Genomic DNA, 14,030 nt, shown 5'->3' with positions numbered 1-14,030 from the left:
GCTGAAGATTCAGTGTTGGGGGTGCAGTGTGAGGGATTCAGGGTGGGGGGGGTCAGGGTGGGGGGGGGTCAGGGTGGGGGGGTCAGGGTGGAGTTCTCGAGCCGAGCGGCCTCCCACAGGATACTGCGCCCGAGGCCGGCGAGCATCTGCGTCCGCTCTCAGCGGGAGCGCGGTTCCAGACGGTGAGCTTCGGCCGCCGAACCTTCGGTCGCGCCTGCCCGCGGCGGACCCTCCAGCTGTGGCGTCGACGCCGCCACGGCCGTGATCAGTGGCCCACGGAAGAGTCTCATCCGCGAAGAGCTGCACGTCCATGGCGCAGTCCGACCTCATAACCCACCAGGGCGATGATCCACAGCGCCGTCACCGGAAGCACGAACCACATCATCGCCGTGCTGAACGGCTCCAGGGCGGCGTGATGGGAGGCGGCCATGACGAGGTAGGCCACATAGGAGGCGTAGAGGGCCACCAGCAGCACGCCCTCCCACCGTCCGATGGCCTGTCCGGTGAAGGCCAGCGGCAGCAGCACCAGGGCGGTGGCCAGCATGACCGGCAGGTCGAAGTGGATCGCGGCCGGGTCGACGTCGATGCCCTCCGGAGCGATCACCGCCGTGATCCCGATGACCGCACCGATGTTGAAGATGTTGGAGCCCACCAGGTTGCCCACCGCCATCTCCCGCTCCCCGCGCAGGGCGGCGATGATGCTGGTGGCCAGTTCCGGCAGCGAGGTGCCGATGGCGACCACGGTCAGACCGATGATCAGATCCGAGACCCCGAAGGCTGCCGCGATGTCGGTGGCCCCGGAGACCAGCATCTGCGCCCCGCCCACGAGCAGTCCCACTCCGAGCGCCACCAGCACCAGGTCTGTCAGCACGGAGCGCAGCGTGGTGGCCCGCAGCGCACGCAGCAGCGGACCCGGTTCGTCGTCCGCGCCGTCGTCGTCCTCGACGACGGCGATCTCGACCTCCTCTCCCCGGGACTGCTGGCGACGGGCATAGAGCAGCAGCGCCACCAGGTAGACGCCCAACAGCGCCAGCAGCAGGATGCCGTCCCCGGTGGAGAAGCCGCCGTCGAGGGCCAGCAGGATCAGCATCACTGAGAAGACGATCATCACCGGAATGTCGGCCCGGATGAGCTGCAACCGCACGGCCAGGGCGCCGAACAGCGCGGTGAGGCCCAGCACGAAGAGGATGTTGGCGATGTTGCTGCCCACCACGTTGCCCACAGCCAGGCCCGGCGAACCGGAGAGCGCCGCTCCGGTGGACACAGCCAGCTCGGGGCTGGAGGTGGCGAAGGAGACGACGGTCAGGCCGACGACCAGGGAGGACAGTCCGACGGTGCGCCCGAGGGACCCGGCACCGCGGACGAGCGCCTCGCCGCCGGCGACGAGGAGGACGAAACCGCCGAGCAGCAGGAGGAGGCTGAGTATGCTCACGGCACCAGCGTACTCACCTCCGACCCCTTTCGAGGCCTCTGCCCAGGGCAGAAAGCCTGGGCGACGATGTCACGGGCGGTCTACTGTGGGCCCATGAGCGAGCACGCGGGAGATCAGAGGGCACCGAAGCCGGCTGCCTCATCGCGGCAGCCGTGGCGGCGGCGCGGCGCCGCAGCTCCCGGCGGACAGGAGCCGCTGTGGCGTGACGTGCTCGGCGCCCGGCTGCGCCGCCTGCGCCAGCACCAGGGACGAACTCTCCATGAGCTGGCGGCTGAGGCTGGGCTCTCCCCGCAGTATCTCTCGGAGATCGAACGCGGGCGCAAGGAGCCCTCCTCAGAGATGATCGCCGCCATCGCCGGGGCGCTGGGGATCGGGCTGCTCGACCTCACCGTCGAGGTGGCGGACGAGCTGCGCCGCGACACCCTCTCCTTCATCGGATTCTCCCCCGCCACGGGCCATGCGGCGGACCCCGGCCACGGGCGGGCCGACCTCGGAGCCTCCCCCGTGGTGAGCCTCTGTGCCGCTGCCTGAGGACTGACGCCTGGGCGCCGGAATCTGGGCGCCGGAGTTTTGGGGCCAGAGTCTGGGCGCCGCCCTTCCTCGCCCCAAGTCCCCGTCCCGTCCTGGTGCGCGCGAGCTCTCCCGCTGCGTCCTGGAGTCATTTCCCCGCACATCTCGATCAACTTACACGCATCACCATGCATCCGATGCGCGGGAAAATGACTCCACGATCACGGCACATCACCCCCTCGTCACTTGAAACCTTTTAGGTCGCGGTGAACCCTGCTATCGTGCCGCGCATCGTGTGAGCTACGACACATGCACGGGTTCTGTTGAGCTGTCGAACCATCACCGCCGTCGAAGAGTTCCCACGTTGCAAGCAGTCCACCGCATCCCGACAAGAGGATTCGCCGATGACACACCCCACCCCACCCGCACACGCCCGACCCGCATACCTTCGACCCGCATACCTTCGACCCACACACCCTCGACCCGGACGACGTCGGCTCCCCCGGCTCCCCCGGCTCGTCGGAGTCCTCCTGGCGGCCTTCGCCCTGTGCGCGGCCGCGCTGACCGGGGGCACCGCGGCCACGGCGGCCATCCCGCAGGAGACCCGACCATCCCAGCAGGCCTGCGGCAGCGGAGATGCCGTGGTCACCGGCAGCCAGGACACCGGGTTCACCACCACCTACCGCGGGACGACCGTCCACCAGGGTGACAGCTACATCGTCGCGATCTGGGAAGCGCTGGGCAGCCTGACCCCCGGCCGCACCGCCCAGGAGAGCGTCTCGGTGATGGCCAGCGGCTGGATCGGCCACCACACGATCGACCTGCCCAGCCATACCTCCTTCGAGGTCTGCGGCACCATGGCGGTCAGCAGCAACGATGGCCGCGGCGCCATCGAGTCCTTCGGCGCCACCGATGTCGCGATCCCCCACCTGACCATGACCGGCGACCCCTGGTTCGGCATGCATTTCGGAGCAGTCCGCGGCCTGCACCTGGGCCAGATCACCCTGGACCTCGACGGCGGTCTCGGCATCCGCTTCGACCGGCAGAGCGCCGACAGCACCTCGGTGGCCATGGATCATGTCTTCGTCTCCGGCACCGATCACCACGGGGTGGAGACCTGGAACGTCAACGGTCTCGACATCGGGGCGGTGATCGCCCGCGACGTCGGCTACGCCGGTCTGCTGCTGAACAACACCCGCAACGCCCGCATCGGGCTGGTGGACGGACACAATGTGGCCACCGGCACCGGATACGCCACCTTCCGCCTGGCCAACACCGCCGGACGGACCGCCGACGGCGGCTACGCCACCAACGTGGTGGTGGACCGAGTGGTCGCCCAGGGCGGCGGACGCGGGATCTTCTGCGTCTCCCGGTCCGGCGGACTGCACATCGGCGAAGTGGAGCTCAGCGGCACCGGCGGCAACTCCGTGCTCATCGAGAACTGCTACAACGTCACCCTGGCCTCCGGCACGGTCGACGGCGGCGGGGAGGTCCGGCTCGCCTCCCGCGACGAGTTCCCGCTCACCCGAGATGTCAGCCTCAGCCTGCAGGTGAACGGCACCGCGGTGCGCGAATCACCCTGCGGGGAGAACATCAGCTGGCACATCACCGGAGACGCCCCGCGGCACATCTGCTGATCACCGAGCAGCTGGGATCCACCCTGACCCCGCCGCGCGGTCGAAGAGTCACCTTCCCGTGCATCTCGACACGCTGATGCGCGTCACTCGCTGGAAGATGCACGGGAGCATGACTCCTCGATGGAGTGCGTCACCCCACGCCCAGATTCACCGCCGTCGTCGGACGCATGCTCAGCACCTCATCCACCAGTCCGTAGTCCAGGGCTTGGACGGCGGTGAGCACCCGGTCCCGGTCAGTGTCGCCGCGCAGCCGCTCCACCGCGCGGCCGGTGTGCCGGGCCAGCACGTCTTCGAGCTCGCCACGGACGCGGACCAGCTCGTCGGCATGGAGGATGAGGTCCGGGATGGCGCCCCGACCCACGCCGAGCGCAGGCTGATGCAGCACGATCCGCGAATGTGGGAGCATCGCCCGCATCCCCGGCTCTCCGCCGGCCAGCAGGACCGCCCCGGCGGCGAAGGCCTGGCCCACGCAGGTCGTCGCCACCGGGGCGTGGATGTACTGCATGGTGTCGTAGATGGCCAGGGTCGCGGAGGGGTCCCCGCCCTCGCAGTTGATGTAGAGGTTCACCGGAACCTGCGGGTCCGCGGACTCCAGGTGGAGCAACTGGGCGATGATCGCGTTGGCCACTCCTGCGTCGATGCCGGTGCCCAGGTAGATGATGCGCTCGTGCAGCAGCTGGGAGTAGACGTCCATGGCGCGCTCTCCGCGCCCGTCCCGGGTGATGACCTGCGGGATGGTGTAGGTGCTCATCGAGCCTCCTCGGAGGTGGTGCGCTCCAGATGCGAGGTCAGTCCCACTGGGCGGCGCCCGGCATGCGGGGCGATGCGCGCGAAGTCCTCGGCCACCGCGTCCACGAACCCGTAGTCCACCGCTTGGCCGGCGGTGAACCAGGTGTCGCGCAGGGAGTCCTCGAAGATCTGCGCGAACGGCCGGCCGGTGTCTGCGGCGGTCAGCTCCAGCACCGTGTCCCGGGTGGCGCGCAAGTCCTTCGCCTGGAGCTCGACATCGGCGGTGGAGCCGCCGATGCCGGAGGAGCCCTGGTGCATCAGGACCTTCGTGTGCGGCAGCGCCAGGCGACGCCCGGGCGTGCCTGCGGTGAGCAGGAACTGCCCCGCACTGGCGGCCATGCCCAGCGCCAGCGTCGCCACCGAGCAGGGCACAGCGCGCATCAGGTCGCGCAGGGCGAGCATCGCGGGCACCGAACCACCGGGCGAATGGATCCACAGGGCGATCTCGGTGTGGGGGTCGTCGGCGGCGAGGGTGGTCAGTTGAGTCATCAGCAGGGTGCCGTTGTCCTCGTCGAGGACACCGTCGAGGACCAGGACACGGCGGTGGAGCATCTGCTGGCGGGCGCTTTCGGTGAACACGGGGGATGCGGGGGTGTCGTCACTCATGGGACCAGCGTCTCCGCAGTCGGCGGGAACGGCGGCAGCATCCTGCTGGGAGCGGATCTGCCATGGGCTGATCCGCCGTGGGCTGATCTGCTCCCGGCGGTGCGGACCTCTATGATGAGAGCGTCTGTTCGGCGCATCTGCCGAACGCACTGTCACCCCTCGAGAAGGAGCACCGCCCGTGGCGATTGAAGCTGAGACCGTCATCTCCCACGACGTGGACAAGATCGTGGCCGCCTATGCCTCCCGTGACTTCCACCAGCACCTGGCCGACACGGTCGGCTCTACGCTGGAGAGCTTCGAGGCCAGCGGGGACACCGCCGGCGCCTTCGAGGTGACCTCCCGGCAGTCGATGCCGGTGGACCGTCTTCCGGAGATCGCCCAGAAGGTGATCAAGGGCCAGGTCACCGTGACGGTGACCGAACACTGGTCGGCGCCCGACGCCGACGGGTCGCGCCGGTCCGATATGGACGTGAAGATCCACTCGGCTCCGGTCAGCGCCGCGGCCTCCCAGGTCCTCCACGCCCGCGGGGACGGCGAGACGCGTGCCACAGTGCGCGGCGAGGTGTCCACCTCGATCCCGCTGATCGGCAAGAAGCTGAAGTCCGCCGCCGAGCCGTACATGAAGAAGCTCGTGGCGGTGCAGTCCCGCGAGGTCGCGACGTGGATCGAGCAGAACGGCTGAGAGCCCGCTGATCGAGGGCCCGCCGCGCAGGGCACGCTCCCGGGCGCCCTCAGCTCTGGTGCACGGTGTGCTGCGCGGCGGTGAGGCCTTCGGTGATGATCAGCTCGACGGCGTCGGCGGCGCGGCCGATGAGCTGCGGCAGGTCTTTCGCCTCGTCGGAAGAGAACTTCTGCAGCACGTAGTCGGCGGTGTCCATGCGCCCGGGCGGCCGGGAGACGCCGACACGAACCCGGATGTAGTCCCGGTCGCCCTTCAGGTGCTGGGTGATGGACTTCAGCCCGTTGTGCCCACCTTCGGAGCCGCCCCGTTTGAGCTTGATGCGGCCGTAGTCGAGGTCGACCTCGTCGTGGATCACCACCAGGCGGGCCGGGTCGACGTCGAAGTAGTCGACGAGGCCGCGCACCGGCTTGCCGGAGGTGTTCATGTAGCCCTCGGAGACGGCGAAGACGACTTTGGACCCGCCCGCTCCCAGACGGGCCGCGACGACCTGAGCGCCGACCTTGGTGCGGGTGTACTTCGCGTCCATCCGGCCGACGAGCTCGTCGAGGACCATGTGGCCGATGTTGTGCCGAGTATGACGATAGCGGGACCCGGGATTCCCGAGCCCCGCTATCAGCCAGGTGTCAGATGCCATGCCTCGCAGTCTATCGAGGAGCGGCGATCCTTCGAATCAGTGGCGACTGAGCGTGCCGCTGGTCAGGCGTCCTCACCCTCGGACTCACCCTCGGCGGACTCGGCGGGAGCCTCCTCAGACTCCTCGGCGCCCTCCTCCTCGTCACCGAGGTCCTGAGCGGTGGGCTCGTAGATGGTGACGACCGGGGACTCGAGGTCGGACAGGGCCAGGGTGACGCCTGCCGGCAGCTGCAGGTGCTCCGGCAGGGCGTTCTGGTCGCGGTCGGTGATGTCGATGGTGATCGACTCGGGCAGGTGGGTGGCCTCGGCCTCGACGGCGACGGTCGGCTGGTCCAGCAGGTACTCGAAGCCGGAGGCCGGCTCACCGATGACCTCGACCGGAGCGTCGACGACGACCTTCTCACCGGAGCGCACGGCCAGCAGGTCGAGGTGGTCGACGCTGCGGTAGATCGCGTCGCGCTGGATGTCCTTGGGCAGCACCAGCTGCGTCTTGCCCTCGATGTCGAGGGTGATCAGCGCGTTGGGGTTGCGGACCGCCAGAGTGGTCTCGTGGTTCGGCAGCAGGATGTGGATGGGGGCCTCGCCGTGGCCGTAGACGACACCGGGGATGTAGCCGGCGCGGCGGGCCTTGCGGGCGGCACCCTTGCCGAAGTCGGTGCGGGTGGTGGCTGGGATGACGATCTTGTCTGCCATGGGGTGTCCTTCGTCGGTTGTCTGGTGGGAGTTCCAGGGCCTGGGGCCGGTACCGACGAGTTCACGGGAGAAGAGCTGCTGAGCAGCCGGTCCGTCGCCTCGTCGATCACGGAGCCGCCGCCGGACCCTGATCGCTCTGCGATCGGTCTGCGGCGCTCCCTCGCCTGGGCACAGTTGACCATGCTATCACGAGGCCCACGGTAGCTTGTCGGCATCATCGACAGCCCGCCATACTCGGGTTCATGGACACCGCACCGACGCTGGACGCACCACACCTGGCAATGACGACGCTGACCACCTGCCAGGACCCGCATCGGCTGCTGGTCCTGGTCCCGGGTCTGGGCACGGATGTGGCCTCCGCCTGGGCCCCCGTCGCGCCGAAGCTGACACCGGACGTCTGGGCCGTGGGCCTGGATCTTCCCGGCCACGGCCTCTCGGGCCCGTGGACCGACGCCCCGGAGACGCCGTCGATGCAACTGCTGGCGGCGGCGGTGCTGGACAGCCTCGACCGGCTTCGCCAGCAGCAGCCCGCCCTCCGGGACATCCCGGTGCGCCTGGCGGGCACCTCATTGGCCGGAGGACTGGCGCTGGAGGTGGCGACCATCGGCGGCGACGCTCTGGAATCCGCTGTGGTGATCGCCGGCCTGCCCCGCTTCGGCACCGAGGAGGCCTGGCGGGATCGGGCGCGGCAGGTCCTCGACGACGGCACGACGTCGTTGGTCGAACCGACCCGGCAGCGCTGGTTCTCTCCAGAGTTCCGGACGGCGGCTCCCGGAGCCGTCGATGATGTCATGGCCTCGCTGCGCGCCGCTGACGATGTTACCTACGCCGCCCTGTGCTCCGTGCTGAGCCGGTTCGATCTGCGGGACCGACTGTCCCGGATCCGCACTCCGGTCCACCTGGTGGCCGGTGAGCTGGATGAGGTGGCAGCCCCGGCGATGATGCGCGAAGCCGCCGAGGCGCTCCCCGAGGCACAGTTCACCATGATCGACGGTGTTGCCCATCAGATCGCGGTAGAACAGCCGCAGCAGATCGCCGCACTGCTCAGCACCTGAGACCCGCCCAGGCCCTGAACCTCAGGCGTGGCCGTCGAAGAGCGAGGTCACCGAGCCGTCGGCGAAGACCTCCTTGATCGCCCGGGCCAGGATCGGGGCGATGGAGAGCACGGTGAGCTGCTCGAACCGCTTCTCCTCCGGGATCGGCAGGGTGTTGGTGACCACGATCTCCCGGGCGCCGGAGGCGGCGAGACGCTCGGCGGCCGGATCGGAGAAGACCGCGTGGGTGGCGGCGATGATGACGTCCTTCGCGCCGGCGTCCTTGAGGACCTTCACCGCACCGGAGATGGTGCCGCCGGTGTCGATCATGTCGTCGATCAGCACGCAGGTGCGGCCCTCGATCTCACCGACGACCTGCTTCGAGACGGCCTTGTTCGGCATGGTCAGGTCCCGGGACTTGTGCACGAAGGCCAGCGGAGCGCCGCCCAGGCGCTCGGCCCACTGCTCGGCCACCCGCACCCGGCCCGTGTCCGGGGAGACGACGGTGATCTCGTCGTCGGCCACCTGGGCACGGATGTGATCGGCCAGCAGCGGGATCGCGAAGAGGTGGTCGACCGGGCCGTCAAAGAAGCCCTGGATCTGCGCGGTGTGCAGGTCCACGCTCATGATGCGGTCCGCGCCGGCGGTCTTGTAGAGGTCGGCGACCAGGCGGGCCGAGATCGGCTCGCGGCCGCGCCCCTTCTTGTCCTGGCGGGCGTAGGGGTAGAACGGGGACACCACGGTGATCCGCTTGGCGGAGGCGCGCTTCATGGAGTCCACCATGATCAGCTGCTCCATCAACCAGTTGTTCAGCGGATACGGGTGGGACTGCAGCAGGAAGACGTCCTTCCCCCGCACCGACTCGGAGGAGCGCACGTAGAGCTCGCCGTTGGCGAAGCCGTAGGCGCTCATCGGAAGGAGCTCGGTGCCGAGCTCCGCGGCGATCTCCTCAGCCAGTTCCGGGTGCGCCCGCCCCGAGGCGACCACCAAGGTCTTCTCGCCGCTCAGCCTGATCTCATCCATGCTGGTCTTCCTTCTCTCCGGTTCCCTGGGCTGTCACTGCTTACTCGGAGTCTGTGTGCTGGGCGGCCTCGGCGTCCAGCCCTGCCTCGGCGTCCAGCCCTGCCTCGGCGGCGGCCTGGGCCGCGGCGGAACCGGGACGCCGGCTCTCCACCCAGCCCTCGGCATTGCGCTGCGGGGCCACGGACAGGGCCAGCGCGCCGGCGGGCACGTCCTTGCGCACCACGGCGCCGGCCCCGGTGTATGCACCGTCGCCGACCTCCACGGGTGCGACGAAGACGGTGTTGGAGCTGGTGCGCACGTGGCTGCCGATGACGGTGCGGTGCTTGTTCTCGCCGTCGTAGTTGGCGGTGATGTTGCCGCAGCCGATGTTGGTGTGCTCACCGATCGTCGCGTCGCCGGCATAGCCGAGGTGGGAGAGCTTCGAGCCGCGGCCGACGGTCACGTTCTTGGTCTCGTAGAAGGCGCCGATCTTCCCCTCGGGGCCGAGATCGGTGCCGGGCCGCAGGTAGGTGAAGGGACCCACGCTCGCTCTGTCGCCGATGCGCGCGCCGGAGCCGTGGGTGCGCACCACTGTGGCACCCTCCCCCACGACGACGTCGGTGAGCGTGGTGTCCGGGCCGACGACGGCGTCACGGCCGATCCGGGTAGTGCCGTGCAGCTGGGTGCCGGGCAGCACCGTGGTGTCCTCATCGAGGGTGACGGTGGCGTCGATCCACGTGGTGGAAGGGTCCACCACGGTGGTCCCGGCGCGCATCGCGGCCTCCACGGTGCGGCGGTTGAGCTCGGCGCCGAGGGCCTGCAGCTGAACCCTGTCGTTGGCTCCCTCGACCTGCCACCGGTCCTCGGCGACGACGGCGGCCACCCGGCCGCCCTCGGCGCGGGCCAGGGCCAGCACATCGGTGAGGTATTTCTCTCCTTGGGCATTGTCGGTGGTGACTCGGGCGAGCGCCCGGGTGAGCACCTCGGCGTCGAAGGCGTAGATCCCGGAGTTGATCTCGCGGATCTCCCGCTGGGCGGGGCTGGCATCCTTATGTTCCACGATGCCGGTGACCGAGCCGTCCTCGGCCCGAAGGATGCGCCCGTACCCGGCGGCGTCGTCGAGGACTGCGGTGAGCACGGTGACGGCGTTGTGCTGGGAGTCATGGGTGCTGACCAGATCGGAGAGGGTCTCGCGGGTCAGCAGCGGCACGTCCCCATAGGTGACCACCACGGTGCCGGTCAGCGGGGAGCTCTCATCCGCCGGAAGGGCCTGAAGACCACATTCGACGGCGCGGCCGGTGCCGGGGATCTCGTCCTGATCGGCGATGACGGCCTGGGTGCCCAGCGACTCGATGTGGGCGGCGACTTTGTCCCTCTGGTGCCGGACCACGGCCACCAGGTGCTCGGGATGCAGGCCTCCGGCGGCGGACAGGGCATGGCCGATCATGGAGCGCCCCCCGATGCTGTGCATGATCTTCGGGGTGCGGGACTTCATCCGGGTACCCGCCCCTGCGGCCAGGACGATCACTGCAGCGGGACGGATCTCGGAAGTGGCCACGAACTGACGCTCCTTGACGCGGGAATCGACGAACCCCTCAATCCTAACGGCGCACAGGTCACCAGGGGGTCGTTCCGCCCCTAGGACTCGAACCTAGACTGCACAGCTCCAAAGGCTGGCGTGCTGCCATTACACCAGGGCGGAGTGCGGACCTCGCGGCACGCGGTGTTCATCTTCGCATGAGTGCCCGTCGGAGTTCACATCTTGACTTCCCGACCGCAAACTCTTACATTTGCTTACGTAAACATCAGCGAAGATCACGCCAGATCTCTTCACAGATGGGAAGAATCATGATCCGCCTCGCCCCTGCCATCACCAGCGCCGCCGGAGTCCTGCTGCTGGCCCTCACCGGATGTGTCAGCCTCGGCCCCGGTGAGAGCCAGGCACGATCGGAGAACGGCACCGCCGCGACGAACACCCATCATTCCGAGGCCCACGGCGAGTCGCTGACCCACCCGCTGGCGGACGGCGAGGTCTTCACCCATGTGCTCGACGCGAGCGCCACGCTGGAGACCCTGCGCAGCGAGATGACCATGTCCTTCGAGCTCGACGCAGTCTGGGCCGCACAGGACCAGGAGCTCGAGATGATCTCGCAAGGCGCCGAGGACTACTCCGAGGCCCACGTCACCGGGTCCGTGACCGAACACGGCCGCGTGGCGGAGTCTTTCGAGGCCTACTTCCAGGACGACGCTGTCCTCACCAACGAGAACGGGCGAGGATGGGAGGAGGAGCAGAGCTTCGACGAGGTCGACGACGACGCCGACAGCCGGTACAGCCGGGTGGTCCAGAGCCTCACCGAGCTGGAGGAGCTGCTGGAGGTCACCTATGACGACCGGTCCTATCTGCTGGAGTACCGCGGCAGCGACCGCGCCGCCTTCGACGCGTTCGAAGAGCCGTTCTCACTGAGCCTGGACGGCTTCGAGCCCGAGGAGACGGATATGACCGTCGAGGCCACCGTCGACCCGGAGACCTTCTTCGTCGAGGAGTTCTCCTTCACCCTGCACACCCAGGACTCCCCAGATCCGGTCAGCCTCGGCATGGAGATCCAAGCCGAATACTCCCTGTTCAACGAGATCCCGCCGTTGGAGATCCCTGCCGACGTCCTCGAGGAGGTCTACGGGCCGCAAGGCTGACCTGCGGCGTGCCGGGGCCCGTGCGGCACGGGCGGACACCCGATCCGCAGGATAGTGTCAGAAGAGATCCTTGTGATTCGTATAGTGATCCAGCGCCCGCCCGACGGAGCCGAGCCCGTAGGTGCGCAGCACTTCGGCGAGGCCGGGGGCACCCTCATCGAGCTGATCGGCGGCATCTTTGATCTGCTGGCCCGAGGCCACAGCCCGCAGCAGGTTCCGCACCCCGGCGACGACGGCGGCGTCACCGCCTTCGGCCGAGACCATGGAGGTCGTCCGGGTGAACCGGCCGGTGGAGGACCGGATCTCCTCGAGCCGAGCGGACACCCCCTCGGCGGCGACGAGACCCTGGTCCAGCTGTTCAGCCAGCTCATCCAGGGACTGCAGGCGCTGAAGCACGGCTGGATTGCCGATCTTGACCCGTTGGGCGCTGTTGAGTTGGGAGAGCATCGGCGCCGACATCCCCAGAACGCCAGCCAATTCGGACTGGTTGATCCCCAGGGCCTGCCTGATCCTCCCGAAGATCTCGGAGAGCTGCTCGCCATAGGCGGCTCGCTGAGCCTCGATGTTCTCTTCCACGCTCATGGACGCCTCATCTCCAGCAGTCGTCGTTCACTCACGCGAAGTCTACTCGTCCTGCCGTGATCCAGCGATGACGGCGTCACCCGCTCTGGGCCCGTTGCTGGCGCAACTGTCGGCGGGTCCGGGACCTCTGCGCAGGCGGTGACCCCGTCACCGCGGCCACCGGCGCAGTAGACTGCCGCCCAGGAGCGTGCCGTCCACGGCACGTGCCTCCGCCGCACTGCACTGTCGAAGAGGCCCGGAAGATGACGATCAGAGCCCCCTGGCGGACCATCGCCGCATCCGCCGGAGTCCTGCTGATGCTGCTGCCGACCGCCCCCGCGGCCGGCGGCTTCACCCCCATGACGGCCGAGACGCTCGACGAGCCCGTGCTGCAGGGTGAGATGATCACCGGCGGCGGACACCCCGGAGACGCCGTCGAGCTCAGCTCCGGCACCCAGTACCTCGATGAGTTCACCACCGGAACCCTGCATTACCGGATCCCCCGGGAGATCGACCACTCCACGCTCCACATCGGAGTCACCGCGCTGGGGCAGCGGGGCGAAGGAGATCCGGTCCGCGTGGAGACCGGCACCTGGGAGGGCGACTCCTGCTCCTCGGACACCCTCTCCAGCACGGCCTCCGGATTCCGCGACCACCTGCGCACTACCCACGTCGCGGCCGCACCGTCCTGGGACGGCACCGGCGACGGCGCCTGCGGTGCGGCCGAGGAGATCGTGCTGACCATCGCCCTGGGCGGTGATCCGGAGGATCTCCGGAGCGTCGGAGAACCGGTGGAGATCCTCGTCCATGAGGAGCCGCGCCCGATGCGGCTGGGTGAGCTCCCTCCCCCGGACAGCGCCGGCGACCACGAGTGGCGGGACATCGGGCGCGACGTCTCCGGCGCCCTGGAGATCGAACCGGGCCGGTCCTTCGGCATGGCCCCGGCACTGGAGCTCGGCAGCACCTATGACCTGGAGATCCGCCCCGGCGAGACGCAGATCTTCCGTGTGCCGGTCCACTGGGGCGAGCGGCTGCAGGCGGAGGCGTTCTTCCCCCAGCCCGATGACCGACTCGCCGACCGGCTCGCCGGAATGGGATCGGTCTCGCTGGCAGTCACCAATCCTCTCCGCGCGATGGTCGACTACGACTCCGGCACGCTGAGCACGTCCTCTTCGACCCAGTACCGGGTGAGTCCGGGCCCCATCCGATGGTTCAATCGCGAGTTCGACCACAACATGCTCGCCGGCGAGCAGTTCCTGGTGGTCACCGCAGATGATCACGACACCGGGGAGAGTCTCCCCGTGCTGTACCGCCTGACCGTGGGCACCTTCGGGGAGGCCGGCGACGGTGCCCCCGCCTATCCGGAGGTCTACGAGGAGGCATGGCCGACCTTCTCCGGAGGCGACGTGGTCCCCACCGGAGCCGGCAGCGGACCCCTGGCCCGGATCAGCTCGTGGGGTGACAGCCCGGCCGTCGTGGCGGTCCTGGCGGTGCTCGGGCTGCTGCTGATCGGCTCAGGCTCCTTCGTGCTGGTCCGGGCCCTTCGGAACCCGCACCCGCTGCCCGACGCCCCAAGCCCGCAGGCTCCGAACCCGCATGCCCCGAGTCGGCCTCCCTTCGAACAGCACCCCCACGGCCAGCAGGGTCAGGGCCAGCAGGGTCAGGGCCAGCAGGGTCAGGGCCAGCAGAGTCAGGGTCCCTCCCCGGGACGGCCGTTCTGGGGGCAGGGCCCGGATCAACGCTGACGCTCCTCAGCATGC

At 68.9% G+C, this 14,030-nt stretch carries 14 protein-coding genes and 1 tRNA gene; 6 read left to right on the top strand and 9 right to left on the bottom strand.

What is annotated here, in order from left to right:
* Nucleotides 1–286: 286 nt before the first annotated feature.
* Nucleotides 287–1,432: a calcium/sodium antiporter gene (locus ACYVKI_RS14415; protein WP_460691056.1), complete on the bottom strand. Its 1,146-nt coding sequence runs from the start codon at nt 1,430–1,432 to the stop codon at nt 287–289.
* A 93-nt stretch (nt 1,433–1,525) separates the two neighbouring features.
* On the opposite strand from ACYVKI_RS14415, the gene ACYVKI_RS14410 reads away from it, so the two are divergent.
* Together ACYVKI_RS14410 and ACYVKI_RS14405 are read left to right on the top strand one after the other, a co-directional pair.
* Nucleotides 1,526–1,963, top strand: coding sequence for a helix-turn-helix domain-containing protein (locus ACYVKI_RS14410; RefSeq protein ID WP_460691055.1), 438 nt, complete (start codon nt 1,526–1,528; stop codon nt 1,961–1,963).
* 383 nt (nt 1,964–2,346) lie between these two features.
* Complete coding sequence (locus ACYVKI_RS14405) at nt 2,347–3,579, top strand: hypothetical protein (RefSeq protein WP_460691054.1); 1,233 nt, start codon at nt 2,347–2,349, stop codon at nt 3,577–3,579.
* 130 nt (nt 3,580–3,709) lie between these two features.
* Here ACYVKI_RS14405 and ACYVKI_RS14400 read toward each other — a convergent pair whose 3' ends face one another.
* Both ACYVKI_RS14400 and ACYVKI_RS14395 read right to left on the bottom strand, forming a co-directional pair.
* Entirely contained in the window at nt 3,710–4,330 is a 621-nt protein-coding gene (locus tag ACYVKI_RS14400; protein ID WP_460691053.1) for a ClpP family protease, read from the bottom strand.
* A complete protein-coding gene (locus tag ACYVKI_RS14395; RefSeq protein WP_460691052.1) occupies nt 4,327–4,974 on the bottom strand; it encodes a ClpP family protease in 648 nt (215 codons plus the stop codon). The genes ACYVKI_RS14400 and ACYVKI_RS14395 overlap by 4 nt, the downstream gene beginning before the upstream one ends.
* Nucleotides 4,975–5,152: 178 nt before the next feature.
* Here ACYVKI_RS14395 and ACYVKI_RS14390 point away from each other — a divergent pair, with 178 nt between their 5' ends.
* Complete coding sequence (locus tag ACYVKI_RS14390) at nt 5,153–5,656, top strand: DUF2505 domain-containing protein (protein WP_460691051.1); 504 nt, start codon at nt 5,153–5,155, stop codon at nt 5,654–5,656.
* A 49-nt stretch (nt 5,657–5,705) separates the two neighbouring features.
* On the opposite strand, the gene pth is transcribed toward ACYVKI_RS14390, so the two are convergent.
* Entirely contained in the window at nt 5,706–6,290 is a 585-nt protein-coding gene (gene pth / locus ACYVKI_RS14385; RefSeq protein ID WP_460691050.1) for an aminoacyl-tRNA hydrolase, read from the bottom strand.
* A gap of 62 nt (nt 6,291–6,352) precedes the next feature.
* Nucleotides 6,353–6,982, bottom strand: coding sequence for a 50S ribosomal protein L25/general stress protein Ctc (locus tag ACYVKI_RS14380; protein ID WP_460691049.1), 630 nt, complete (start codon nt 6,980–6,982; stop codon nt 6,353–6,355).
* 242 nt (nt 6,983–7,224) lie between these two features.
* Here ACYVKI_RS14380 and ACYVKI_RS14375 point away from each other — a divergent pair, with 242 nt between their 5' ends.
* On the top strand, nt 7,225–8,037 hold the full coding sequence (locus ACYVKI_RS14375; RefSeq protein WP_460691048.1) for an alpha/beta fold hydrolase: 813 nt from the start codon (nt 7,225–7,227) through the stop codon (nt 8,035–8,037).
* 21 nt (nt 8,038–8,058) lie between these two features.
* On the opposite strand, the gene ACYVKI_RS14370 is transcribed toward ACYVKI_RS14375, so the two are convergent.
* The 3 genes from ACYVKI_RS14370 to ACYVKI_RS14360 all read right to left on the bottom strand — a co-directional run bounded on the left by ACYVKI_RS14370 (nt 8,059) and on the right by ACYVKI_RS14360 (nt 10,720).
* Nucleotides 8,059–9,039: a ribose-phosphate diphosphokinase gene (locus ACYVKI_RS14370; RefSeq protein WP_460691047.1), complete on the bottom strand. Its 981-nt coding sequence runs from the start codon at nt 9,037–9,039 to the stop codon at nt 8,059–8,061.
* Nucleotides 9,040–9,079: 40 nt separating this feature from the next.
* Nucleotides 9,080–10,513, bottom strand: coding sequence for a bifunctional UDP-N-acetylglucosamine diphosphorylase/glucosamine-1-phosphate N-acetyltransferase GlmU (glmU, locus tag ACYVKI_RS14365; protein ID WP_460691061.1), 1,434 nt, complete (start codon nt 10,511–10,513; stop codon nt 9,080–9,082).
* A gap of 135 nt (nt 10,514–10,648) precedes the next feature.
* Nucleotides 10,649–10,720: transfer RNA gene (locus ACYVKI_RS14360), tRNA-Gln, on the bottom strand.
* A 146-nt stretch (nt 10,721–10,866) separates the two neighbouring features.
* On the opposite strand from ACYVKI_RS14360, the gene ACYVKI_RS14355 reads away from it, so the two are divergent.
* Nucleotides 10,867–11,709, top strand: a complete 843-nt coding sequence (locus tag ACYVKI_RS14355; RefSeq protein ID WP_460691046.1) for a DUF6612 family protein — start codon at nt 10,867–10,869, stop codon at nt 11,707–11,709.
* A 57-nt stretch (nt 11,710–11,766) separates the two neighbouring features.
* On the opposite strand, the gene ACYVKI_RS14350 is transcribed toward ACYVKI_RS14355, so the two are convergent.
* Complete coding sequence (locus ACYVKI_RS14350) at nt 11,767–12,291, bottom strand: helix-turn-helix domain-containing protein (protein ID WP_460691045.1); 525 nt, start codon at nt 12,289–12,291, stop codon at nt 11,767–11,769.
* 242 nt (nt 12,292–12,533) lie between these two features.
* Here ACYVKI_RS14350 and ACYVKI_RS14345 point away from each other — a divergent pair, with 242 nt between their 5' ends.
* Nucleotides 12,534–14,015 (top strand): hypothetical protein, encoded by a 1,482-nt coding sequence (locus tag ACYVKI_RS14345; RefSeq protein WP_460691044.1) that lies wholly within the window; start codon nt 12,534–12,536, stop codon nt 14,013–14,015.
* Nucleotides 14,016–14,030 lie beyond the last annotated feature (15 nt).

This window comes from Nesterenkonia suensis, assembly GCF_054782935.1.
Note: the sequence above shows the minus strand (reverse complement) of the source record. Positions and strands in the feature narration are given on the sequence as shown.

Bases quoted from the DNA above. Each gene is read 5' to 3' on its own strand.
- ACYVKI_RS14345 (WP_460691044.1), top strand. From the start codon at position 12,534: ATGACGATCAGAGCCCCCTGGCGGACCATCGCCGCATCCGCCGGAGTC.
- glmU (WP_460691061.1), bottom strand. From the start codon at position 10,513: ATGAAGTCCCGCACCCCGAAGATCATGCACAGCATCGGGGGGCGCTCC.
- ACYVKI_RS14355 (WP_460691046.1), top strand. From the start codon at position 10,867: ATGATCCGCCTCGCCCCTGCCATCACCAGCGCCGCCGGAGTCCTGCTG.
- ACYVKI_RS14375 (WP_460691048.1), top strand. From the start codon at position 7,225: ATGGACACCGCACCGACGCTGGACGCACCACACCTGGCAATGACGACG.
- ACYVKI_RS14410 (WP_460691055.1), top strand. From the start codon at position 1,526: ATGAGCGAGCACGCGGGAGATCAGAGGGCACCGAAGCCGGCTGCCTCA.
- ACYVKI_RS14350 (WP_460691045.1), bottom strand. From the start codon at position 12,291: ATGAGCGTGGAAGAGAACATCGAGGCTCAGCGAGCCGCCTATGGCGAG.
- ACYVKI_RS14400 (WP_460691053.1), bottom strand. From the start codon at position 4,330: ATGAGCACCTACACCATCCCGCAGGTCATCACCCGGGACGGGCGCGGA.
- ACYVKI_RS14405 (WP_460691054.1), top strand. From the start codon at position 2,347: ATGACACACCCCACCCCACCCGCACACGCCCGACCCGCATACCTTCGA.
- pth (WP_460691050.1), bottom strand. From the start codon at position 6,290: ATGGCATCTGACACCTGGCTGATAGCGGGGCTCGGGAATCCCGGGTCC.
- ACYVKI_RS14380 (WP_460691049.1), bottom strand. From the start codon at position 6,982: ATGGCAGACAAGATCGTCATCCCAGCCACCACCCGCACCGACTTCGGC.
- ACYVKI_RS14395 (WP_460691052.1), bottom strand. From the start codon at position 4,974: ATGAGTGACGACACCCCCGCATCCCCCGTGTTCACCGAAAGCGCCCGC.
- ACYVKI_RS14370 (WP_460691047.1), bottom strand. From the start codon at position 9,039: ATGGATGAGATCAGGCTGAGCGGCGAGAAGACCTTGGTGGTCGCCTCG.